General features: G+C 70.0%; 24 protein-coding genes and 1 pseudogene. 17 read left to right on the top strand and 8 right to left on the bottom strand.

The window, feature by feature from the left end:
- Positions 1–315 precede the first annotated feature (315 nt).
- From CNQ36_RS01020 to CNQ36_RS01010, 3 genes are all read left to right on the top strand, one after another.
- Positions 316–723 (top strand): hypothetical protein, encoded by a 408-nt coding sequence (locus tag CNQ36_RS01020; RefSeq protein WP_121548313.1) that lies wholly within the window; start codon positions 316–318, stop codon positions 721–723.
- 75 nt (positions 724–798) lie between these two features.
- Positions 799–1,575 (top strand): DsbA family protein, encoded by a 777-nt coding sequence (locus CNQ36_RS01015; protein WP_121544533.1) that lies wholly within the window; start codon positions 799–801, stop codon positions 1,573–1,575.
- On the top strand, positions 1,572–2,408 hold the full coding sequence (locus tag CNQ36_RS01010; protein WP_121544532.1) for a cytochrome c biogenesis CcdA family protein: 837 nt from the start codon (positions 1,572–1,574) through the stop codon (positions 2,406–2,408). Before CNQ36_RS01015 ends, CNQ36_RS01010 begins: the two co-directional genes overlap by 4 nt.
- 102 nt (positions 2,409–2,510) lie before the next feature.
- Here the strand turns inward: CNQ36_RS01010 and CNQ36_RS01005 are convergent, their stop codons facing one another.
- Entirely contained in the window at positions 2,511–3,773 is a 1,263-nt protein-coding gene (locus CNQ36_RS01005; RefSeq protein ID WP_121544531.1) for an MFS transporter, read from the bottom strand.
- A 251-nt stretch (positions 3,774–4,024) separates the two neighbouring features.
- Here CNQ36_RS01005 and CNQ36_RS01000 point away from each other — a divergent pair, with 251 nt between their 5' ends.
- From CNQ36_RS01000 to CNQ36_RS35790, 4 genes are all read left to right on the top strand, one after another.
- Entirely contained in the window at positions 4,025–4,918 is an 894-nt protein-coding gene (locus CNQ36_RS01000; RefSeq protein WP_228312886.1) for a LysR family transcriptional regulator, read from the top strand.
- A gap of 22 nt (positions 4,919–4,940) precedes the next feature.
- Positions 4,941–5,851 (top strand): IS5 family transposase gene (locus CNQ36_RS00995; RefSeq protein ID WP_206278392.1). Its coding sequence is split into 2 segments (ribosomal slippage): positions 4,941–5,289 and positions 5,289–5,851, totalling 912 coding nucleotides; the frame shifts between segments, so codons are not numbered across the junction.
- A 14-nt stretch (positions 5,852–5,865) separates the two neighbouring features.
- Positions 5,866–6,036: a hypothetical protein gene (locus tag CNQ36_RS35150; protein WP_228313161.1), complete on the top strand. Its 171-nt coding sequence runs from the start codon at positions 5,866–5,868 to the stop codon at positions 6,034–6,036.
- Between the two features lie 157 nt (positions 6,037–6,193).
- Positions 6,194–6,484, top strand: coding sequence for a transposase (locus CNQ36_RS35790; protein ID WP_398489806.1), 291 nt, complete (start codon positions 6,194–6,196; stop codon positions 6,482–6,484).
- Positions 6,485–6,505: 21 nt separating this feature from the next.
- Here CNQ36_RS35790 and CNQ36_RS00985 read toward each other — a convergent pair whose 3' ends face one another.
- Positions 6,506–7,471, bottom strand: a complete 966-nt coding sequence (locus tag CNQ36_RS00985; RefSeq protein ID WP_121544528.1) for an NAD(P)-dependent alcohol dehydrogenase — start codon at positions 7,469–7,471, stop codon at positions 6,506–6,508.
- Between the two features lie 108 nt (positions 7,472–7,579).
- Here CNQ36_RS00985 and CNQ36_RS00980 point away from each other — a divergent pair, with 108 nt between their 5' ends.
- On the top strand, positions 7,580–8,260 hold the full coding sequence (locus tag CNQ36_RS00980) for a TetR/AcrR family transcriptional regulator (RefSeq protein ID WP_030578230.1): 681 nt from the start codon (positions 7,580–7,582) through the stop codon (positions 8,258–8,260).
- Between the two features lie 167 nt (positions 8,261–8,427).
- Here CNQ36_RS00980 and CNQ36_RS35785 read toward each other — a convergent pair whose 3' ends face one another.
- Positions 8,428–9,048, bottom strand: coding sequence for a DUF6461 domain-containing protein (locus tag CNQ36_RS35785; RefSeq protein WP_398489808.1), 621 nt, complete (start codon positions 9,046–9,048; stop codon positions 8,428–8,430).
- A 79-nt stretch (positions 9,049–9,127) separates the two neighbouring features.
- A complete protein-coding gene (locus CNQ36_RS34550; protein ID WP_163013172.1) occupies positions 9,128–9,829 on the bottom strand; it encodes a hypothetical protein in 702 nt (233 codons plus the stop codon).
- A gap of 306 nt (positions 9,830–10,135) precedes the next feature.
- Between CNQ36_RS34550 and CNQ36_RS00970 the strand changes: the two are divergent.
- The 4 genes and pseudogenes from CNQ36_RS00970 to CNQ36_RS00955 form a co-directional block, all read left to right on the top strand.
- Positions 10,136–10,271 (top strand): annotated as a pseudogene (locus CNQ36_RS00970) (IS5/IS1182 family transposase); the annotation flags it as partial.
- Positions 10,272–10,477: 206 nt separating this feature from the next.
- Positions 10,478–11,098, top strand: coding sequence for a hypothetical protein (locus CNQ36_RS34545; protein ID WP_163013171.1), 621 nt, complete (start codon positions 10,478–10,480; stop codon positions 11,096–11,098).
- 101 nt (positions 11,099–11,199) lie between these two features.
- The gene (locus tag CNQ36_RS00960; protein WP_004936543.1) at positions 11,200–11,733 is read left to right on the top strand and encodes a DinB family protein; all 534 of its coding nucleotides are present in this window, start codon (positions 11,200–11,202) and stop codon (positions 11,731–11,733) included.
- A 200-nt stretch (positions 11,734–11,933) separates the two neighbouring features.
- Positions 11,934–12,500, top strand: a complete 567-nt coding sequence (locus CNQ36_RS00955; protein ID WP_121544526.1) for a dihydrofolate reductase family protein — start codon at positions 11,934–11,936, stop codon at positions 12,498–12,500.
- 47 nt (positions 12,501–12,547) lie between these two features.
- Here the strand turns inward: CNQ36_RS00955 and CNQ36_RS00950 are convergent, their stop codons facing one another.
- Positions 12,548–13,405 (bottom strand): helix-turn-helix domain-containing protein, encoded by an 858-nt coding sequence (locus CNQ36_RS00950; protein ID WP_121544525.1) that lies wholly within the window; start codon positions 13,403–13,405, stop codon positions 12,548–12,550.
- 102 nt (positions 13,406–13,507) lie between these two features.
- On the opposite strand from CNQ36_RS00950, the gene CNQ36_RS00945 reads away from it, so the two are divergent.
- Entirely contained in the window at positions 13,508–14,941 is a 1,434-nt protein-coding gene (locus tag CNQ36_RS00945) for an MFS transporter (protein WP_121544524.1), read from the top strand.
- A gap of 17 nt (positions 14,942–14,958) precedes the next feature.
- On the opposite strand, the gene CNQ36_RS00940 is transcribed toward CNQ36_RS00945, so the two are convergent.
- Positions 14,959–15,756 carry a helix-turn-helix domain-containing protein gene (locus CNQ36_RS00940; protein ID WP_121544523.1) on the bottom strand — a complete coding sequence of 266 codons (798 nt, stop codon included), beginning with the start codon at positions 15,754–15,756 and terminating at the stop codon, positions 14,959–14,961.
- Between the two features lie 265 nt (positions 15,757–16,021).
- Between CNQ36_RS00940 and CNQ36_RS00935 the strand changes: the two genes are divergently transcribed.
- From CNQ36_RS00935 to CNQ36_RS00925, 3 genes are all read left to right on the top strand, one after another.
- Complete coding sequence (locus CNQ36_RS00935) at positions 16,022–16,303, top strand: hypothetical protein (protein WP_121544522.1); 282 nt, start codon at positions 16,022–16,024, stop codon at positions 16,301–16,303.
- 171 nt (positions 16,304–16,474) lie between these two features.
- The gene (locus CNQ36_RS00930) at positions 16,475–17,131 is read left to right on the top strand and encodes a hypothetical protein (RefSeq protein ID WP_163013170.1); all 657 of its coding nucleotides are present in this window, start codon (positions 16,475–16,477) and stop codon (positions 17,129–17,131) included.
- A gap of 188 nt (positions 17,132–17,319) precedes the next feature.
- Positions 17,320–18,012 (top strand): S1 family peptidase, encoded by a 693-nt coding sequence (locus CNQ36_RS00925; protein ID WP_228312885.1) that lies wholly within the window; start codon positions 17,320–17,322, stop codon positions 18,010–18,012.
- 297 nt (positions 18,013–18,309) lie between these two features.
- On the opposite strand, the gene CNQ36_RS00920 is transcribed toward CNQ36_RS00925, so the two are convergent.
- Together CNQ36_RS00920 and CNQ36_RS00915 are read right to left on the bottom strand one after the other, a co-directional pair.
- The gene (locus tag CNQ36_RS00920) at positions 18,310–19,974 is read right to left on the bottom strand and encodes a RecQ family ATP-dependent DNA helicase (protein ID WP_121544519.1); all 1,665 of its coding nucleotides are present in this window, start codon (positions 19,972–19,974) and stop codon (positions 18,310–18,312) included.
- A 105-nt stretch (positions 19,975–20,079) separates the two neighbouring features.
- Positions 20,080–20,649 carry a DUF6328 family protein gene (locus CNQ36_RS00915; protein WP_121544518.1) on the bottom strand — a complete coding sequence of 190 codons (570 nt, stop codon included), beginning with the start codon at positions 20,647–20,649 and terminating at the stop codon, positions 20,080–20,082.
- A gap of 293 nt (positions 20,650–20,942) precedes the next feature.
- Here CNQ36_RS00915 and CNQ36_RS00910 point away from each other — a divergent pair, with 293 nt between their 5' ends.
- On the top strand, positions 20,943–22,322 hold the full coding sequence (locus CNQ36_RS00910; protein WP_121544517.1) for a serine/threonine-protein kinase: 1,380 nt from the start codon (positions 20,943–20,945) through the stop codon (positions 22,320–22,322).
- Positions 22,323–22,437: the final 115 nt, after the last annotated feature.

Below are 22,437 nucleotides of genomic sequence, written 5' to 3'. Positions count from 1 at the left end.
TCCCTCGGCGGGGCAGAGGGACCGCGGACCGCACGGTGGCCCGCGCACAGCCAGGATTCCTCCGCCAAGGCACCACCTCCGCGTGTCCGCGTACTGAGGATCTAGACCGGCCCGCGCCGTCCCGCGCTTCCGGGGCCCTGGACAGGGCACCGGAAGCGCGGGAGCGGCCCTGTGCCCGCGTCCCTCCTGAGTAACGGAGACTTCCTCATGGGCCTGTCGCCCGCTTCCTTCGAACCTGTTCTCACAGCCGTCAGACGCAGCCGCTCCCCGCGCACCGCCTGGGGCGCGCTGCGCCTGTGGGAGCCCCGGCAGTGGCTGGCAGCCGCCGCCTCCGCCGCCGCCACGGCCGTCGTCGTCGGAGTGCCGACCGCCGTCGTCCCCAACGCGTTCTTCGGCCGGGAAGTCCCCGTCCAGTGGTGGAACTACCCGGCCCTCGCCCTGACCGCGCTGCTCTCGGGGCTGGTACTCGGCACATATCTGCGCCCCGGCCCGCCTGCTGCGTCCGGTGGCCGAATCGGCATGATCGGGGGAGTGCTGTCCTTCTTCGCGGTGGGCTGCCCCGTCTGCAACAAGATCGTTCTGCTGCTGCTCGGCACAGGCGGCGCGCTCAGCTACTGGGCACCGCTCCAACCTCTGCTCGCTCTTGCCTCAGTGGCACTGCTCGCCGAGGCGGCACTCCGACGCCTCAACGCCCAGAGCACCTGCCCCGCGCCCCGCGCCTGACGCCATCCCGCCCGCCCGCTCTGCGGGGCCGGCCGGGCTCACCTGATCTTCTGCTCACAGGAGCGTGTTTCCCTCATGCCCGAGAAGTCTTCCGTTTCCACCCCTGCCACGCCTCGGACGCGCGCACGCCGCAGCCGCGCGGTGTGGGCCGCAACCGTTCTGGTCGCGGCAGCCGTCACCGCCACGGCCTTGGTCGTGACCGGTGGCTCCGACTCCGGCTCGCGTCCCGACCACTCCCGGTCCGAGGCCACGGCGGAGCCCGTGCCCGGGGACTCCGCACCGGCGGGCCCCGACCTGGCGCGCCGTGAGGCCGACGACCCCCTGGCCGTCGGGCCGGTCGACGCACCCGTGGTGATGATCGAGTACTCCGACTTCCAGTGCCCGTTCTGCGGACGCTTCGCTCGCGAGACCAAGCAGGAACTCCTGCGCACCCATGTGGAGAAGGGAGTGCTGCGCATAGAGTGGCGCAACTTCCCCATCTTCGGCGAGGAGTCCGAACGGGCCGCGCGCGCTGCCTGGGCCGCCGGTCGCCAAGGCGCCTTCTGGGAGTTCCACGACCGCCTCTACGCCGAGCCGCGCGAGCGCAACACCGGCGAGTTCACGCAGACCGAACTCGTCGCCCACGCGAAAGCGGCCGGTGTCGCCGACCTCACGCGATTCCGCGAGGACATGGAATCGGACCAGGCCCGTCAGGCAGTGGACCGCGACCGTGCCGAGGGGTACACCCTCGGCGTCACCAGCACTCCCGCTTTCCTCGTCAACGGCACACCCATTCTCGGAGCCCAGCCCACCGACGCCTTCGACAAGGCGATCCGCGACGCCCTCACCAGGAGCGGGAGCGAAGCGAAATGACCGACGCCGGTATCCTCCTTGCCTTCCTCGGTGGGCTCCTCGCGCTGCTCAGCCCGTGCAGTGCCCTTCTCCTGCCCGCCTTCTTCGCCTACTCCTTCACCAACAGGACACGGCTGCTGCGGCACACCGCCGCCTTCTACGCCGGGCTGTGCCTGACGCTCGTCCCCCTTGGAGCGGCCGGGTCCTTGGCCAGTCGCCTCTTCATCGGCCACCGGGACACGCTTGTCCTCGTCGGCGGCTGGACCATGATCGCTCTGGGCGTCGTGCAACTCCTCGGACTCGGCTTCGGCTCCCGCCGCCTGCAGCAGCGGGCCGGCGCCCCCACCGGCCCGGCGTCCTCCACCGTCGCCCTCGGCGCGGTGTACGGGCTCGCGGGGTTCTGCGCGGGGCCCATCCTGGGCAGCATCCTCACGGTCGCCGCCCTCGGCGGAAGCCCGTTGCGGGGCGGCCTGCTCCTGGCGGTGTACGCCCTGGGCATGGCCGCTCCCCTCTTCGTCCTGGCCCTCTTGTGGGACCGCTGGCAACTGGGCCGGCGGGCTTGGCTGCGAGGACGGGGTTTCCGGATCGGACGCCTGCACCTGCACAGCACCACCGTGCTCGGCGGCCTGCTCTTCATCACCCTCGGAGCGATGTTCCTCGCCTTCGACGGATCAGCCGCCCTGCCTTCGCTGCTGGACGTGGACACCGAGTACGCGTGGGAGCGGCGGGTCTCCGCTCTCGCCTCCGCCGTACCAGGACACCTCGTCCTGGCCGCCCTCGCGGCCGCTGTGGCGGTGGGGGCGGGCGTCGTCCTGGTCAGGAACAGCCGGGAGAGCGGCCGGGACCGACGCTGAGTCGCAGCGCGTAGACGACCGGCGCCGGGCGGGCGGGCCGAGGGGCGCGACGGGGTCGGTGGCGGTGATGTGGACGACGGCGCCCGGCTTCGCTCCGTCGATTCACCGGCGGTGGGCGGTGGCGGCGATGGCGGGGAGGAGGGCGAGGGAGAGGACGCCGCCGGTGAGGGCGAGTGCGGGGTAGCCGGCGGCGGCGACCATGATGCCGGAGGCCATACCCCCGGTGGCACCGGCGATCGCGATGGCGACGTCGACCATGCCCTGGGTCTTGGCCCTGGTGGCGAGAGGCACGGTGTCGGTGATGATCGCGGTGCCGGAGACGAGGCCGAAGTTCCAGCCCACTCCCAGCAGGGCGAGCGCCAGGGCGAGGAGGGTGACGGAGTCGCCGGGCGCGGTGGCGGCCAGGACACCGGCGGCCAGGAGGGTGATGCCGGATGCGGCGGCGACCCTCAGACGGCCGTGGCGGTCGACGAGCCGGCCGGTCAGAGGCGAGGGCAGGTACATGGCGCCGACGTGTATGGCGATGACGAGGCCGGAGGCGGCGGTTCCGTGGCCGTGGTCATGCATGTGGACCGGCGTCATGGTCATGACCGCGACCATGACGAGTTGGGTGAGGACCATGACCAGCGCACCGAGGACCACGCCTCCACGGTCCTCGGCCGTGTCGGTTGCCTTGCCGGCGGCCGGCACGGCGGCGTCGGGTCGAGCGGTCTGCGCGAGGGCGCGGGCCAGCAGCAGCGGGTCGGGGCGCAGCCAGAGGGCGAGAACGAGTGAGGCCAGTGCGTAGGCGATGCCGGACAGGATGAAGGGACCGGCGAGGCCGGGGATGTGGAGGGTTTCGGCGAAGGCGCCGGTGGGTGCGGCGAGGTTGGGACCCGTGACGCCGCCGAGGGTGGTGGCGACCAGGACGGTGGAGACGGCCCGGGCCCGGTGGCCGGGGACGGCGAGGTCGGCTCCGGCGTAGCGGGCCTGAAGGTTGGTGGCGGTGCCGGCGCCGTAGACGAAGAGGGCGATGAAGAGCAGGACGGGGTTGTCCACGACCGCGGCGGTGATGACACCGGCGGAGCCGATCGCGCCGGTGAGGTAGCCGGTCGCGAGGCCGGGGCGGCGGCCGCGGGCCTGGGAGATGCGGCCGACGGCGACGGCGGCGAGCGCTGAGCCGGCGGTGAACAGGGCGCTGGGCAGTCCCGCGAGGCTGGTGGAGCCGAGCATGTCCTGGGCGAGCAGGGCGCCGACGGTGACGCCCGCGGCGAGCCCGGCTCCGCTGAGCACCTGGGAGGCGACCAGGACGCGCAGGATGCGACGTTGTGCCTGTTCGGGGTCGGACATGTGGTGCGTCATGTCGGCGGGTGCGGTGTCGGTCATGCTCTCTTCCGGGGAGGGTTCTCAGGGGCGGAGTCCGCCTCGGTTCGGTTCACGGAGGCCGGCGGTCCGGTCGCCGGCTCCAGGGCTTTCACAACGGACCCTGCCGCTCTCCAGGTCGGTCAGGTGCTGAACCCCCGGAGGGGGAACAAGATGATGCTCATAAATTCTGGTTATGCTCAAACGGCAGAGCCTCACCTTAGGCATGTGCCGAACTGCCTGGTAGGGGGCGGCGGTGAATGGAGCGATAAGCGATGGCTATGGCTGATCGGCTGAATCTCGAAGGTCTCCGATACGCGCAGACGGTCGCGGAGACCAAGTCGTTCAGCGCAGCCGCCCGCGCCTACGGTGTGACACAGCCCGCCCTGTCGAACGGCATCGCCAGGCTGGAGGAGCGCCTGGGCGAGAAGCTGTTCGACCGGTCCCCGCGCGGCGTGACCCGGACGGCGTTCGGCGCCCGGATCCTGCCGCTGATCGAGCGCGCCCTCGAGGCGCTCGACGCCGTCGCGGCGGAGGCCGGGCGGCTGACCGAAGCCGGCGGCGAGAGGAAGATCCGTATGGGGCTCTCTCCGCTGATCGGCTCCCAGTTGGTCGCCCGTGCCTTCAGCATGGTCCGCGACCTGCCCCACCCGCGTGACCTCGTGCTGCGCGAGGCGAACATGCGGGAGCTGCGCGACTGCCTGACCGCCGGCGCGCTCGACATCATCCTGATCCCGGCCGTGACGGCGATGCCGCGCTTCGAGCATCGCGTCGTGGACGTCGAACCGATGGTCGTCGTCAGCCCCGACACCGCGAAAGCGGCTCCCCTCGAACTCCAGGACGCCGGCGAGGAGTGCTTCATCCTCGTGCCGGACGCCTGCGGCCTGACCACGTTCACCACGCAGCTCTTCGAGGCCCACGAGATGCCCCTGCGCACCTATCCGGGCGAAGCCGCCGGCTACCAGGCCCTGGAGGACTGGACGAAGCTCGGTCTGGGATCGGCCATGGTCCCCCGCTCCAAGCTCACCTCGCCCGATGTTCCCCACCGCCCGCTGCTGAACGAGGGCCGGGAGGTGCAGATCTCCTTCGAAGCGGTGTGGAGCGCGGACTCCCCGCTCGCCGCGGATCTGCTCCACCTCGCCGACAGTCTCGCGGCCGCCCGCCGCTAGGCCCTGTCTGATAATTGATCTTGTGGTGGGTCGTGGTGAGCTGACGGATTCGGCGTGGGAGCGGATAGCGCCGCTGCTGCCAGGTGTTGACGGGCGAGGGCGTCCGTGGCGGGATCACCGGCAGGTGATCAACGGGGTGTTGTGGCGGTTGCGGACCGGTGCGCCGTGGCGTGACCTGCCGGAACGCTATGGGCCGTGGCAGACGGTCTATGAGCGGTTCGCCCGCTGGGAGGCGGACGGCACCTGGACCCGCCTGCTCGAGCAGGTCCAGGTCCGGGACGACTCCATCGGAACCGTGGAGTGGACGGTTTCGGTCGACTCCACGATCAACCGAGCCCACCAGCACGCCGCCGGAGCCCGCAAAAAGGGGCGGCGGCAGGGGACGAACTGGAAGATCCGGCATGCGCGACGGCTGGCCAGGCGCTCGGCCGGTCCCGCGGTGGGCTGACCACCAAGGTCCATCTCGCCTGCGATGGCCGTGGCCTGCCCCTGGCCGTCGTCGTCACGCCCGGCAACGTCAACGATTCCACCGTGTTTGACGAGGTCATGGACGGCGTGAAGGTGCCCCGGACCGGGGCCGGACGGCCCCGCCGCAGGCCCGACGCGGTCATCGCGGACAAGGCCTACTCGTCCCGGGCGATCCGCCAGTCTCTGCGGCGCAGGGGTATCCGGGCGGTGATCCCGGAGCGGGCGGATCAGAAGGCCAACCGTGTGCGGCGCGGTCAGGCCGGCGGCAGGCCGCCGGCCTTCGACCGAGAGCTTTACAAGGCCCGCAACGTGGTCGAACGCTGCTTCAACCGCCTCAAGCAGTTCCGCGCGATCGCCACCCGCTTCGACAAACTGGCCACCCGCTACAAGGCCGGACTCCACCTTGCGGCACTCATCCTCTGGCTCCGCGAACCCGCCCAAGATCGTTTGTCAGACAGTGCCTAGGGCCCGTTGCGAAAGTGGACGCGAAGGGCCTGATCACCTGGGACGTGAACATCGACTCCACCGTCTGCCGGGCCCACCAGCACGCCGCCGGAGCCTCGAAAAAGGGGATCTGCAAAAGGAACCGCCCGGCGGCATTGCCGTTGAGCCGGCCGACCCTGCTCACGCACGTTCCCGAGGCGGCCTGACCACCAAGATCCACCTTGCCGTCGAGCAGGGGCAGAAGCCGCTGAGCGTCGTGATCACAGCCGGCCAGCGGGGTGACTCGCCGAATTCGAGCCGGTCCTGGAAGCCATCCGGGTACCCCGCCTTGGTCCGGGCAGGCCCCGCAGGCGGCCGGACCGGGTGCGGGCCGACAAAGCGTACGACTCCCGCCGCAACCGGGCCTACCTGCGCAGAAGCGGGATCAAGGCGACCATCCCGGTCCCCGCCGACCGCGTCCGCAACCGCCAGAAACTCGGTGCCCGAGGCGGTCGGCCGCCGAAGTTCGACAAAACCGACTACAGCGAGCGGCATGTCGTCGCGTGCGGGATCAACCGCCTCAAGCGCCACCGGGCCGTGGCCACGAGATACGACAAGCTCGCCGTCCGCTACGAGGCGACCGTGTTGGTCGCAGTCTTCAACCAGTGGCTGTGACCAGCACCTCTCCAACAAACCCTAGTCGACCCTGACCACGTACTTGCCCTGCACACCGCCCGCCTCCAGCGCCCGGTGTGCGGCCGCTGTCTCTTCCAGCGGGAAGACCGTGTCCACCGCCGGCCGCAGCTTCCCCTCTGTCACCTGACGGGCGAGGTCGTCGAAGAGCGCACGTTCGGGGTTGCCGCTGAAGAAGCGCACCCGGCCGCGTCCGTGGACGGCGCTGGCCGCGATGTAGCCCAGCGAGGCGGCGGGCCGCGTCAGGTCGAAGGCGATGGTGACCATGCGTCCGCCCGGCTTCAGCATCCGCCGTACGGTACGCAGGTCGGTGCCCGCCGTGTCGAGGACCACGTCGAACAGCCCCAGTTCCGCAGGGGACACGGTCCGGTGGTCGACGGCGTGGTGGGCACCGAGCGTACGGACGAAGTGGAGGTTGGCAGCGCGGGCCAGGGCCGTGACCTCGGCACCGTACGCCTGTCCCAGCTGGACGGCGGCGTTGCCGACGCCGCCCGCCGCGCCCCGTACAAGCAGCCGTTCGCCGGGGCGCAGTGCGGCCTTGTCGCGGAGGGCCGTGACGGCCGTGGTGGCCACCGGCAGCGCGGCAGCGGCTACGAGGTCCAGTCCGTCCGGGACCCGGCCGAGCCGCTCGGGCCGTACCGTCACGTACTCGGCGGCGCTGCCGAATCCGGAGCTGCGGCCCAGGACGCCCCACACCTGGTCGCCGACCGCTACGCCGGTCGCGCCGGTGCCGAGTGCGGCGATCTCGCCAGTGAAGTCCAGCCCGATGCGCTGCGGGAACTTCCGGCCGGTGATGAGGCGGGCCCGACCGGAACGGGCCGCCAGTTCGCCGCCGTTCACGCTGAACGCGCGCACGCGCACGAGGACCTCGCCGGGTGCCGGTCCGGGGCGTGGCACCCGGCCCACATACAGCACCTCGGGGCCGCCGAAGCGGTCGAACAGTACGGCTTTCATCGTGCGGTCGTCCATCGTTGCGTTCTCACCTTCGCCACCAGTGGCCGTGCGGGGGATCGTGGCGCCGAGCGTAGGCTGGCAATCGGACGAGATCGTCCATTTGACCGGAGGTGAGAGACAGCGGTGGGGGAATCCTCTCGGATCGCGGGGCAGGACAGTCTGCGGGCGGACGCCCGGCGCAACCGGCGGCGCATCCTTTCGGCTGCCCGCGTGGTCTTCGCCGAGCACGGCATCGACGCGCCCATGGCGACCGTGGCCCGGCGGGCGGGGGTCGGCGTGGCGACGCTGTACCGGCGTTTCCCGACGCGGGACGCACTGGTGCGGGCCGCGTTCGCGCACCAGATGGACACCTGCGCTCGGGCGCTCACCGAGGCGCTGGCCGACCCCGATCCGTGGCAGGGCTTCCAGCGACTGGTCGAGACGGTCTGCGAACTACAACGGGAGGAACGGGGCTTCCCGGCCGCGTTCGTCGCGGCCTTTCCGGACAGCACGCGAGAACACGCGCGGGTACGGGAACAGGCCGAGCGGGACTTCATGACACTGGTCCGCAGGGCTCAGGCGGCGGGCGTGCTGCGGGCCGACTTCCACCCCTCCGACTTTGCCGTGGCCCTGTTGTCCCACTGCGGTCTGGTCACCGCATTGCCGGATGACCGTGCCGCGTCCCGGCGTCTGGTGGCGTACTTGCTCCAGTCGTTCCGCGCCGAGGCGGCCCACGGAGCCCTGCCAGCGCCGAGCGCACTGTCGCTGCGCAGTCTTCCGCTCGCGGCCCACGGCTCCCAGGGACAGCGGTCCTCCGGAGCCTGATACGAAGCGGTGCCTGCCGCGTGGCCGCCCTTCGGGTGACCGCACCACTTTCGCAACAGGCCCTTAAGCCCGAACTGGGATGCCTCCTCCAAGATGCGCCCACACGGCACTCGGGTCGGAGCGTGATCATGCAATGGCCCCTGGGCGTGGGGAGAGGCAGCGGTGTACTACAGCCGTCGTCCCAGGCCACCGGAACTTCTTGGGGGAGACGGCGGATATAGCAGTGGAGGATCCGGGTGTTCCAGGCCTGGGCGGTCGATCTCTGCGATCACTGCGGACAGCAGTGGTCCGTGGAGAATTTCGGTGCCGAGTTCATGACCGATGTATTGAGAGATGACCTGCGAGCATGCCGTGATCGCATCCGCACCGGCAGAGGTGAGGGCATAAATCTTAGACGCGAAACCGTGTCGGCTCCGACCTCGAACACTGGGTGGATATCCAGGCTCGAACCATTCGTGAACTTTTCCGTCCACGACATAGTGGAACGTCTTCAATGCTTTCGCTGTCCGGAGAAGGGTAATCGATTCGGTGCCCTCTGACAGGTCACGCATAATTTTTGCTGTACAGCCAATCGGGTTGTCAAATTCTAGGCAGAAGGCCCATCGCCCAAGTGACCCAGCACGCAGTGCAGTGCCCAGGGTCGGCGCTGCGGGAACTTCCCCTGCGGATAGCCAGCGAGCGTTATCGAGATCAGCTCCGTAGAGGGCAAGAACCTGCTCCGGAGTTCTTTCCAGGGAAAAACTCAAGCAGAATTGGTCTGAAGTTTCCCACCGCCAGGGGTTGGACATCTGATCTCCATGAGTCTCGTTCAGCCCTCCAGTTGATCCACGGGCGGAGCTCCGTGGATCAACTGAAGCGGCAAGCCTGCTACTCGACTGTGTCGAAGTAGTCGGGTACGGTAAGGTAGAAAGGATTCTTCTCGATCAGGCGCATGTTCTGTATGAGGTTGCTGTACGCAGTGCCGGCGAGCGTGTTCTGGTCAAGGTTGACGTGACCGCGCGCACAGGGTTCTGTTCCGGTGACCGGCCTGGAAGGATCGGCCTCGTAAACTCTCCATTTTCCGTCATCCTCGAACAAGGGCACGATCTCGGCGCACATGCCGCCATCGTTACCACCTTGTTCAGTCGAGGCGAAGGAGAATTCATCGCACGAGTCTCTCAGGACGACATCGTCGGCTTTCTTGACGAATGGGACTGAACTCTTCTCCTCGCAGGTGAACTTTCTCCTGGCATCGCCATCCAGGGCCCGAGTCGTCGGGGATCCACTGTAGAGCCCCCACTTGTTCGGGAGATTCCACTGCGCCCACCCGTACGTAACCGCCGCGGCACCGTACTGACTGACCGGAAGTTCCAGCTGGGGTTTGATGCTGGGCAGTGCGCAGCCGGTGCTGGTGTTGCCGCCTCCGGTCAGGGCGGAATCGCAGCGGACGACACGGGGATTCGACCAGTTGACGTTGGGAATTGTCGGTATCGCTCCCGGCTGCGTAATGTAAAGGTTGTACTTGACGGTCGACGATTCGGCCACTCCGACGGCAGGGACGTCGGAGTTGCCGCCAGCGCCAAAATCCATCTACATCCACTGCCCACGGAAATCCGATTCTTTGCATGGAGGGCACGCTTTGGGCGGTAGCAGAAAATCACGATACGATCATTACGTCAACGATCATTTTTGGACAGCAGATGCCGCTCGCGCCTATCTAAAATTAACTGTCGATGTCATTTAGGTTTACCTGCGATTGAGTCTTTCCAGTCTGACGGTGCTGGCCGGGTGTTGGACAGATCGGTACGGTGGAACGACGAAGCTCCTGGTAGTCGGGTTCTCGGCCAAGATCGCCCGTAGCCACCGGGAGCCTCGCGTGCTTGTCTTCCGTCGTCGATCGATCTGTCCAGTCGCACCCCTGCGGTGCCTGACGGGACGACTCGCTGCCCGACAAGGGGAGCTCGGGACCCGATGGCGTCGGCTGACCGCCGACCGTCAGGCACTCCTCGCCCTGGGCCATCTGCGATGCGGTGTGCGACGGCGTCCGTGATGGTGGGGCCAGGGCGCGAGGACCGTCTGCCTCAACGCCTGTACAGCTAAATACGGGAACTTCTACACGGGCGGTGCGTCGTGAGCACTGTCTAGCGGTGCAGACTGTGTGTGGTCCACCGCGGTTCGGTTGGCGTACGAGGAGTCGGGTTTCGGAGCTGGGGGCACGGCGGTCTCACCGGCGTCGACATGCAGACGTCCGTGCTGGGCTCGCAGGCTCGTCTCCCTCTGAAGGCCGGACACGCGGCGCTCTGCGCCGTGAGCAGTGCTGCGAGCCTTGATGGCCTCGGCCCGGAGCTGCTTAGCTGCCTCGTTGTGCTTGGCCTTGGCCCGCCGAAGCAGCGCAGCCTTCCCCTGCTGCGGCATGTCCGTTTCCGTCAGCACAGCTTCGTGCTCGTTGACCGGTCCGGCCTGCCGGCTGACTTCCCGGAGCCGCGTGTCCATCTCCTCCAGCTCTCGGACGGTCTCCTCACGGACCCGAAGGAGTGCTTCCCGGTCCGCCTCGACCGCAGCACGCTCGTCGCTGCGGAGTGCCGCCCGCCCGAAACGGCCCGTCGCGGCCAGCTGATGTTCAAGACCCTCGATACGGGCCTCTGTGCCGTTCAGTCGAGTGGTGTGGTCCGCGATCGTGCCGTGCAGTGCTCGGACTTCGCGGATGGCCGCGGCCCTTTCGGCAACGTCCTGATGACGGCGTTGGAGAGCGAGCGAACTAGCCGTACACAACGCCTTCGTTCCTGCCTAATGTGGCAGGCGCGCCGCGGAATTCGCCGCGGCGCATCTCTCCGTCAGCCGAGCGAGGCATCACCATGAGGTATCCCGAGACCATCCCCGGCGTCACCGGCAAGGAGTTCCTCGTCCGCGACGAGGACGCTCCCGTCCTCCACGACACCGTCTGAGCCGGGCGGCACCACATGTACGAGACCCAGGAACTTCTCCACGAGTACGACCGGGCCCGCGCCTACACCGACGAGCTGTGGAAGGACCTCACCCCGGACGAGGTGACCTGGCGGCCCCACGAGGACTCCAGTGCCATCGGCTGGCACCTCGGCCACCAGGCCCATGTCGCCCACTTCATGATCCGCAACCTCACCGCCGCAGAGCCCAGCCCCGACCCGGAACTGGACGGGCTCATGGACTCGGCCAACCCGGAGAAGTTCCGCGGCGCGCTGCCCACCGTCGACCGGCTCAGCGCCTTCCGTGACGCCGTCGCCGAGCGAGTCCACGCCCGTATCGGCGACATCGCCGCCGGCAGGGTCGGCGCCCCCGCCCAGCTGACCGTCGTCGCCCAGGGCCTGCTGGTCGCACTCATCAACCACGAGTACCAGCACGACCAGTGGATCAGCGAGGTACGTGCCGACAACCTCGGTCACGCACTCCCGCCCGACCCCGCCTCGGACCGCCTCAGCCGCGTCGACGGCTACCTCGTCTGCAACCCCTTCGCCTGACCCCTGGAGTACGGGAGGCAGGCGCGGTCCATTCGGGCGGCAGGCGGCATCGCCGGTTGCGCGTGCTTGCCCGTGTCGGCCGAGTACCTCACGCTGAGCCCCGAGCACGAGGGCCACCGGCGAGCCCGGATCACGCACCGATGAGTTTTCCGCGCCGCACCGGTCCATACGCCGTACATCCACGGACGGAAGGCTGGGCCATGCGGAAACTGATCTACGCCATGAACCTGACCCTGGACGGCTACACCGCCGCGGCGGGCGACGACATCGGCTGGAGCGGACCGCCGAGTCCCGAGCTGTTCCAGTGGTGGCTCGAGCGCGAGCAGGCGAGTGGCATGTCGCTGTACGGGCGCAAGCTGTGGGAGGCGATGAGCTCCTTCTGGCCGACCGGCGACGAGCAGCCGGGCGCCACCCCGGCGGAGATCGAGTTCGCGCGGAACTGGCGGGACACGCCGAAGGTGGTGTTCTCCTCGACGATCGACAAGGTCGACTGGAACACCCGCCTGGTCACCGGCGACGCGATCGCCGAGATCAGGCGGCTCAAGGCGGAGGACGGCGGCCCGATGACCATCGGCGGCGCGACGCTTGCCGGAGCGGCCATGCGCGCCGGGCTGATCGACGAGTACGCGATCGTCACCCATCCGGTCCTGGTGGGCGGCGGCACACCGTTCTTCACCGCGCTGGACGGCTGGGTGAACCTGGAAATGGTGGAGACACGGACGTTCCCCGGCGGCGTGGTCCTCACCAGGTACGAGACGAGGCGCTGAGCAGCAGCGTCCCACACGCTTCCGTCCCCGGCCCGTGCCTCCGTCAGTCAGCGCTGCAGCAACTGCAGGGCGTCGGCGGCGGCGCTGCCGGGCGTGGCGGTGTGGGTCAGCAGGCGCTGGCCGTTGCTGTCGGGGAGGTGCAGTGCCTCGTAGTGCAGGTCGAGGTCACCGATCTGTGGGTGGCGCAGGCGCTTGGTCCCGCTGGAGCAGAGGCGGACGTCGTGCTTCGCCCACAGCCGCGCGAAGTCGGCGCTGTGCAGGGAGAGGTCGCCGATGAGCTCGGCGAGCAGGCGGTCGTCCGGGTACTGCCCGGCGACGTACCGCAAGGAGGCGACGGCGAGCGCTGCTTCATCGGCCCAGTCCCGGTGGAGTTCACGAGTATGGGCGTCGAGGAAGAGCAGGCGCAGTTGATTCGGGCGGCTCGCCGGCTCGTCGGGCGCTCCGAAAGGCAGGTGTCCCGCCAGCAGCGCGTGCCCGAGGGGATTCCAGGCCAGCACGTCGTTCCGCCTCCCGAGCAGCAGTGCGGGCACGGTCGGCATGGCCGCGAGGAGTGCGAGCGCCCCGGCGTTCGGGGTCTCGGTCCGGGCGGTCCTTCGCCGCTTGGCCGGGGTGGGACGGGCCAGCTCGTAGAGATGGACGCGCTCGGCTTCGTCCAGGTTCAGGGCCCGAGCGAGCGCTTCGATGATCGCGTCACTGGCGTTGGCTGACTGCCCCTGCTCGAGGCGGGTGTAGTAGTTCACGGAGATGCCGGCGATGTGGGCCAGCTCCTCCCGGCGCAGCCCGGGTACGCGGCGCGTACCCCAGACGGGGATGCCCGCGTCTTCGGGCGTGACGGCGTTCCGACGGCTGCGCAGGTAGTCGCCGAGCTCGTTCGAGGGCCTGACTTGCTGACGGTGGGCTTGCACCGGTCCAGTGTGACGGACCCGCCGTGACCGTGGGTGCCCCTGTCAGTGGTACCAGGCGGGGGACTCTGGCTGGGCGGCACGGGGCGCCCGAGGGTTGTCCGCATGTCTACGGAATCTCCGGTCTCGGCTGCTGACCGAGCCGCACCCGGCACCACCCTGGGCGCCCGTGAGCGCATGGCGCTCCTCGTCCTCCTCACAGCGAGCTTCACCCTCGCCGTGGACTTCTCGATCCTGAACGTCGCCCTGCCGCGCATCGGCCGCGATGTCGGATTCGGGCCGGCCGACCTGCAGTGGATCTCGACGGCATTCGCCGTCTGCGCCGCGGGCTTCACGCTGTTCTTCGGCCGCTGCGCCGACCTGTTCGGCCGGCGGCGTCAATTCCTCCTCGGCATCGCGCTGCTGGGTGTCGCGTCGCTGGCCGGCGGCCTCGCCGACGAGCCGTGGCTGCTGCTCCTCGCGCGGGTCGCCCAGGGCGTCGCCACCGCTGCGGTGACCCCTGCCGCCCTGTCCCTGCTGACGACGTCGTTCCCCGAGGGCCCACTGCGGGAGAAGGCGCTCGGGCTCAACGGAGCGCTGATGGCGGCCGGCTTCACCACCGGCGCCGTCCTCGGCGGGCTGCTCACCGACCTGGTCAACTGGCGATGGGCCTTCTTCGTCAACGTGATCGTCGCGGTCCTGGTACTGGCGGTCGGCCCGGCCGTGCTCAAGGAGACCACCGCGGAGCGTCGCCCGCGACTCGATGTCCCGGGCGCGGTGACCGTGACGCTCGCCCTCGTCGCCGGCGTGTACGGCCTGACGCAGGCCGGCGAACACTCCTGGGGTGACGTCAGGAGCTGGGGCGCGCTGCTCTTCGCGGCCGCCATGGCACTCGTCTTCCTCGCCACCGAACGTGCGGTGTCCGAGCCGTTGGTTCCGCTCGGCGTGCTCCTGCGCCGAACGACCGGCTGGGCCAACCTCGCCGGCATCATTGCCTTCGCGACAGAGACCTCCGTCGTCTTCCTGCTGACCCTCCACCTGCAGAACGACCGCGGCTACACGCCCCTCCAGACCGGTCTCACCTTCGCCGTCCTGGGCGCCGGCACCGTCATCGGTGGCCTGGTCGCTCCGCGGATCATCAATCGGGTCGGCGGCAAACGAGCCATCGTCGCGGGGCTGCTCGTCCAGGCCGCCGGCACGCTCCCGCTGGCGTTCCTCGGCGACGCGTCGGTCTGGCTGATCGTCCTTCTCGCCGCCACGTTCACCGGAGGCGTCGCGAATCTGGTCGCGATCGTCGGCTTCATGGTGACCGCCACCTCCGGCCTGCCCGACGGGGAGCAGGGCCTGGCCACCGGGCTGGCGACGATGAGCCAGCAGGTCGGCATCACCCTCGGGACACCGGTCATGTCGGCGATCGCGACCGCGGCAGGGGCTTCCGCCACGGGGCAGGTCATGCCCGGTGTCACGACCGCGCTCGCCGCGAACGCCGCGATCTGCGTCGTCGCGGCCGTTCTGGTCGGCCTCGCGGTGCCCGGCGCCCGGAAGGCGATGACGGCATGACACGAGCCGACCCGCCCTCAGGGCGAGCAGAGGGGCAGGATGGTGGTGAGCTGGTTGAGGTGGTCGGGGCGTACGCGGATCCCGGGAAGCCAGAGGTGTTTCCCGTCGCGCGTGACCTGGATCCAGATGCTGGTGTGTTTGTGGTTCTCGTCGGTGACGGTGACGCCGTTGGCGACGGTGCAGCGGGCCTGGAGCAGGTCGTGATGCCAGACGCGGTCGGCGGCGTTGGTGGTGTTGTAGGGGCGGTAGGGGCTGTACGCCAGAGCCAGCGCGCAGGTGTGGGTGCGGGGCTTCTGGCATTTCCGCTCGACGTTGTGGACGACGACGCCGGCGCTCCTGCCCGCGTCGGCCGCGGCGCCCTGCGCGGGAGCGCCGCCGCGATCGCTCCGCGCCGAGAACAGCAGCAGGCCCGTCACCAGCCCGCCGACCGCGACAAGGGCAGCGGCGGTGGCGATGATCCAGCGGCGTGACCACGGTCCGTGTCGTCGGCGCTGCCGGGCCGGGCGGGGCACGGCCGGGGCTCCGGGCGCCTCGTCGCTGTCGTCGGCGACTGATTCGTCACGGCGGGACGAGTCGGCTGCTTCCCACAGGGCCCGGTACTCGGCAGGGTCCGCGCCCAGTGCCCGGCACAGCTCCCGCACCACAGGCCAGGCAGGCACGGTTTCGCCGCGGAAGTAGCGGGAGAGAGACGAGTCGCTCATACGGACCTGGGATTCCAGGCTGCGCAGTGTGCGTCCCGACCGCTGCTGCAGGTTCCGCAGGGCGTCGCCCAGCTTCCGTGCTGCCGCCCGGGAATCCGGTGGTTGGCCGGTCATCGATCGGGACCTTTCCTCGAGGGGCAACCGCGTCCTCGTCGGCTGTCCCGTGTCCCGGGACGGGCGTGTCCCAGCAGGTCAGAACTGTATTTATCCCGACATCGGTGAAGCAACCGGGATCTGGTTGTAGGGGTGCCCTTTCCTGCGCAAACTCGGCATACCGGCTGAGCGCATCACCCTCCGGGGTGAGCGTGCCGGAACCCACGGCCGTGTCGGCGGATGCCGTACGGACCGACGCCAACACCCAACCGGAAGGACCTTCACCATGCGCGTACGCACCGCACTGACCGCCTTCGCGGCGCTCGCCGCCGTCGGACTCGGCGGCCTGAGCGCGACGGCGCCGGCCGTCGCCGCGCCCGGCGCGGCGACCCAGGTGTCCGCCGTCCAGGCGGCCGACGGCCTCGACATCCACCGCGGCAAGTTCATGACCCTGAGCGGCTGCCAGACCGCCGGCCAGCAGGGCATCGACCGCGGGCACTGGGACCGTTACCAGTGCGCCGAGGGCAACATGTGGCCCTGGACGTGGAACCTGTGGACCAACCGCTAGGAACCTAGCGCCGACGGTGGCCTCCCACGCTCACGCCGAAGGAGGCCGCCGACGGCCCGGACCGCCCAAGCTGTGCGCTGCCGGTGCGACTGGGCCGTGGGCGTGTTCAGTGGCGGCTCGTGGCCTGTCTCCTGGACCAGGCGGTGGCGTCCGCTCAGATACGGTGCTGTCATGGCTCGATCAGTCGACACAGGACCAGTGCTGTCTCCCGTCACCGCGGACGACGTCGACCTTGCCGTGCGGCTCGCCGTGGGCACCCTTCGGGACGCACCCGCACAAGGGTGGGGTGGTAAGGCCGGTTCGCTGGAGTGGGACTGCTGGGAGACCGTCGAGCACCTCGCCAACGACCTGTTCTACTACGCCGTGCAGTTGGGGCCGCAGAGCCCGCCGCTGGACACCCATGTGCCTTTCGCGTTGCGTCGGAAGCGGCCGGACGGACCCATGGTCTTCGCCTATGCGGACCGTGACGCGGGTCCGGCCGGCCTGCTGCAGGTGCTGGAGGCGTGCGGCGCGCTGCTGGTCGCCATGGTGCGTACGACGCCGCCCCAGGTCCGCGCCCACCACGCCGCCGGGGTGTCGGACCCCGGAGGCTTCGCGGCGTTGGGGGTGCAGGAAACGCTGGTGCACATGCACGATGTGGCGGAAGGCTTCGGGCTTGCCTGGGCCCCGCCCTCCGCGCTCTGCTCGCGGGTGCTCGCCCGTCTGTTCCCGGAGGCTCCGGGCGGTGCGGATCCCTGGCTCACCCTGTTGTGGTCCACCGGCCGCGCCGAACTGCCGGGCCGCCCTCGTCTCACCACGTGGCGCTCGGACAGCACACCGCGGTCATAGGAGCGGACGGACCGAAAGGGAGGGGCGCGGACGGCCTTGGAGAGCGCCGGTGTTGGCCGGAGGGCAGGCGCCGGTCCCGTCCGGACGCCGCGTGGTTGGCGGCTTTCGGCCTGACCATCCGAGACGGAGGGACCCACAATGGCAGGTACATGCCGTAGGAGGTCGTCGTGAGTCCCATGCGTTCCGAAATGCCCCTCCGAACCATCGTCCGGGCGGTCGTCGTACTCGCGTTGCTCCTGGGTGGGTCCGCCGTCGTCGGACCGGCCGCGCATGCCGGCCAGCGAGCGGAGCGACAGGCGGCCGTCGCGGTGCGCGGGGGCGACACCCTCTACAGCGCCGGCGCCCGCTGCACCGTCGGCTTCAACGCCCGCTCCGGCACCACGCTGTACGCGCTCGTCCCGGGCCGGTGCGCCCAGGGCTCCAGCACCTGGTACGCCGACCCGGCCCTGACCGTCGCAGTCGGCGTCACCGCAGGAGTGAGTTTCCCGGGCAACGACTACGCGAGCATCCGGTACACCAACACGGCGGTCGCCTACCCGGGCGAGGTCTCGCTGGGCGCCGGCGCCGGCACACGCGACATCACCAACGCGGCGAACCCTGTCGTCGGCCAGTCCATCTGCCACGTCGGGCGGACCACCGGATACCGCTGCGGGACAGTCCAGGCCGTGAACCTCACCATCAACTACGGGGAAGGAACCGTCTACGGGCTGTTCCGGTCGACCATCTGCTCCGAGCCCGGAGACGCCGGCGGTCCGGCCTTCTCGGGCGGAACGGCCCTCGGCATCATCGTCGGCAGCAGTGGAAACTGCAGCTCGGGAGGGGTCACCTACTACCAGCCGGTGACCGAGTGGCTGTCGGCGTACGGCCTGAGCATCTACTGAGGCAGCCGAGTCGACCGACCACGCCCGCCGCTCGCGGTGGCAGCGGCGATCGCACGCGTCCGACTTCCGTATGTGCCGTGCCGCCGGTCAGCCCAGGTGCTGCCGGAAGAAGGCGGCGGCCTCCTTCCCCACCCGAACGCGAGCAGTCGGGTCGGCGGGCTCCGGGGCGAAGAAGTCGTCGTGGCGGACACCGGGGCCGGCCGAGCAGCCACTCGCCAGTGGGGATGTGCTCCAGGTACGGCCTGGTGTCGACCGCGTACGGCCGACGACTGGCCGGGGAGGCGGTCGCCGTGCGCTTCAGCTCCCGGTCAGCAAGTCGCCCTCCCGCAGCGCTGTCAAGGACAGCGTCTTGTAGCCGACCTGCTCGAACAGTACGACGAGGCGGTCCGCCTCCGTGCGCATGACCGTGCCCGCACCCCACTCCGCGTGGCGCACCCGGTCGTTCGGCTCATAGAGCTCGCCTTGCCCGGCCGGGGGAGTGGCCTCCCGCCGGCCGCCCCCGGTGGCGGAGGGCTCGTCCTCGCGGTCACACCCGTCGCACCGGCCGCACGGTACGTCGAGCTGCTCACCGAAGTAGCCCAGAAGGAACTGCCGGCGGCAGGACGGCGTCTCCGCGTAGCCGCGCATCATCTCGATGCGTGACCGGTCGATGCGTTGCCGCCGCTCGAACACCTGCACCGCCGCTTCGGCGGCCTCGTCCGCCGTGCGACCCGGCCGGGCCCGCACCGCGCGCCGCCTGCCGTCGGCAACCACCGCGTCCGCCTCCTCCAGCAGGTTCAGCAGATCGCTGGTCTTACGGCGTGACAGGCCGCACAGCTCCGCCACCCGGCTGCGGCTCTGCGGGGCGCCTTGGTCCAGCAGCGTGGTCATGAGGAGGCGCAGCGCGTCGGCGTCCAGGTACCGCGCCTTGATGAACTTCTGCAGTCCCAGGTCCTCGGGGCGGTGGAACAGCACCGCTTGCGCCGCCTCTCCGTCCCGCCCCGCGCGCCCGACCTCCTGGTAGTAGGAGTCCAGGGACTCCGGGCAGGACGCGTGGGCGACAAACCGTACGTCCGCCTTGTCGATGCCCATCCCGAACGCGGAGGTGGCCACCACCACGGCGGGAGCGCCGGCCATGAACCCGTCGTGGATCCGCCGGCGGTCCGCGGCCTTCAGACCCGCGTGGTACGCCTCCGCGTCCACGCCGTCCTGCCGGAGCCGCTCCGCGTACGCCTCGGTGTCCTTGCGGGTGGCGGTGTACAGGATGCCGGGAGCGCGCGCTGCGGCAGTCCAGCGTGAGACGGCCTCGCGTTTGGCGGCGTCGTCGGTGAAGGTGCGCACGGACAGATGGATGGCCGGCCGGTCGATTCCGGCCGTCACGACGTGGGCATCGCGCATGTGCAGGTGCTCGACGATGTCGTCCCTGACCGGCGCCGCGGCCGTCGCCGTCAGAGCGAGTACCGGCGGGCGGCCCAGCCTTTCGGCGGCCTCGCCCAGGTTCAGGTAGTCCGGGCGGAAGTCGTGCCCCCAGGCGGACACGCAGTGGGCCTCGTCGACGACGAACAGCGAGGGGCCCAAGTCCCGCAGCCGTTCCACGACTTGGTCCTTGGCGAGCTGCTCGGGGGAGAGGAACAGGTATTCGGCGTCACCGTCGCGGATCGCCCGCCAGCCCTTGTCGGTGGCCGACCGCGGCTGCGCGGAGTTCACGGCCACGGCGTCCGGTGCCGCGCTCTCCCGCAGGCCGGTGACCTGGTCGCGCTGCAGGGCGATCAGCGGTGACACCACGACGGCGGGACCACCGAGCATGACGGTCGGCACCTGATAGATCGCCGACTTGCCGGAGCCGGTGGGCATGACGACCAGCACGTCGCGGCCGTCGAGCAGCGCGTCCATCGCCTCCGTCTGCTCGGCGGCCAGGTCGGCCCACCCGAACCGTTCCCGGGCGACGCGGCGCAGCTCGTCGATCCGGTGTTTCTCGCCCATCGCGACACCCTCTCATGGCCGGCACTCCTGCGGACCCGGCCCGGGTACCCCCGTGACCGGCCCCGATACGGAGAGCCACGCGGGGTCCCTGGACCGGCGTGTGCGCTACGCCTCGTCGTCGGCGGAACGACGAGCGGCGCGACGTCGTATGCGCAGGGGCAGCACGTACCAGCAGAGGCCGAACCACAGCATGACACCGACGACGAGTACTTCGGCGAGGACGCCGGGAACCACGAAACGCAGGATGAGGAGCAGCGTGCAACCGATGGTCAGCGCGAGCAGGACCATGCCGCACGTCATCAGACGACAGGCGGCCTCGACCACTTCGTTCTTCATCCGCTGGCCGGACAGGAAGCGGTGTATGGAGACGGGTGCGATGAGCGCTCCGGTGGCCGAAGCGCCGAGCACCACGGTGGCGACGTAGATGGCACGGTCCACCGTTCCCAGCTCTCGGAACAGCGGTGTGAAGGCCACGCTCAGCAGGAAGCCGAAGAGAATCTGCACACCGGTCTGAGTGACCCGCGTCTCCTGCAGGACCTCGTTCCAGCGGCGGTTGACCCGCTCACGCGGGGACTCCGGGGCCTCGGCGCCGCCCCCCGGACCGTGGCCGTCGTGATGTGCGCAGCGAGTGGTCTTCTCCTTGGCCGGCGTGGCCGGCTGCTCCGTCATTGTCATCGCACCCTCCCGTCTCAGGCCGACCGTCTGCCCCCTCTTCGCCGTCTTCATGCAGGTCACAGGCAGCAGGGTTGCGGTTGACGGCGGGTCACCGTTGGCGGTGTGGTCGAAGTCGCACTGAGACTGCTCGCCCGAAGTGGGCGGAAACAGGGAGGCGTTCGCCCCGCGACGGCGCGAGTGGCTTCGGCCGGCTGCCGCCCAGGCGTCGGCCGGCCCCTGGCGGGTACGCGTCTCGGGCACGCCGTGGGCCACGAGGGCCTGTGCGGGCCCTCTTCGAAGCAGTGGGAGATGACATGCGACTCCGCGAGTCGGCTTTGGCACTGGCCTCCGGGTTTTCCGCCGACGTGCTCGCCGGGCGGTACCGCCTGGACGCGTTCATCGGCGCGGGTGGTGCCGCCGACGTCCACCGGGGTCTCGACCTGCGACTGCGACGCAGGGTGGCCGTCAAGGTATTCCGGCCCGGTGCCGGTGTCGACATGGAAGAACGTTTCCGCAGCGAAGCGGTGCTACTGGCCGGACTGCAGCACCCCGGGCTGGTCACCGTCTACGACGCCGGACAGCACCACGACCGCGCCTACCTCGTGATGCAGTTGATCGAAGGCCCCACGTTGAAAGGCCGCATCGCCCAAGGGCCTCTCGCTCCCGATGAGGCGGCCGCGCTCGGCGCCGGTCTCGCCGCGGCGCTGGCCCACACGCACACGGCGGAGATCGTTCACCGTGACGTGAAGCCGTCCAACATCATCCTGGACGGCTCCGGGCGTCCGCACCTGACCGACTTCGGGATTTCCCGGCTGCTCGATGGCACGACCCAGACCGCCACCGGCACACTCATCGGCACAGCCGCGTACTTGTCACCCGAGCAGGTGCTCGGCCGTCCCGTCAGCCAGGCCGTCGACGTCTACGCCCTCGGGCTGGTCCTCCTCGAGTGCCTCACCGGCAGGCTCGAGTACGGCGGCGGCCCCCTCGAGGCCGCGATCGCCCGGCTGCACCGCCCGCCCGAACTGCCCGACTCCCTGCCCGGGGATTTCGCGGCCCTGCTGCGGAGCATGACCGCCCTCGATGCGTGGAACCGCCCTCCGGCACATGAATGCGCCCGGATACTGGCCTCCCTGGCCGGTGCCGCACCTCCCGCACCCCTCCCGCCCGTGACCCGGACCGCGAACGTCGCACCGAATCGGGAACCGGCGCGGGCCGCCGAGCGCACGCACCACAGGCCGCCGCCCGGCGGCAGCCCGACCGAGCAGAAGACAGCAACTGCACGGCGCCGTGCCCTGGTCGCCAGTGGAACCGCCGCGCTCGCCGCGGTCCTGACCACCGCCCTCGCCGTCTCCGACGCCCCGGCACGACATGACGCGACACCCGCGACTCCGTCTTCCGTCTCCGACGCCCCGGCCGAGCCGCTCTCCGACACCCCCGCGGTGCGAAGCCCGCGGTCGGCCCCGGCCGACCCGAGCCAGGACCCGGTCACCGGGGCAACCGCGCACCACACCACGGCCCCCACGCCTCAACAGGACCCGGACGGTACCCCGAGCGGCGTGGTCAGGGGCTCCTCCCATCCCGGAAAGGAAGCGAAGGAGAAGGCTCCGGGCCAACAGCGAGCCAAGCCCGAAGCCGCTCGGAAGCACCAGGAAAAGAGCCAGAAGGGAGCGGAGAAGGGCAGGAAGAAGCGGTAGTCCCGGCTGCCGGTGCCTGACCGCCTGCCCGGCCGGCCACACCGTGCGTACGCGCGAACGCCCCCCCCCGCAGATCGAGCGGTCGACCGTTCCCAGCAGCTCGCTGCCGACGGTC

It is taken from the genome of Streptomyces fungicidicus (assembly GCF_003665435.1).
GTDB lineage: Bacteria > Actinomycetota > Actinomycetes > Streptomycetales > Streptomycetaceae > Streptomyces > Streptomyces fungicidicus.
Note: the sequence above shows the minus strand (reverse complement) of the source record. Positions and strands in the feature narration are given on the sequence as shown.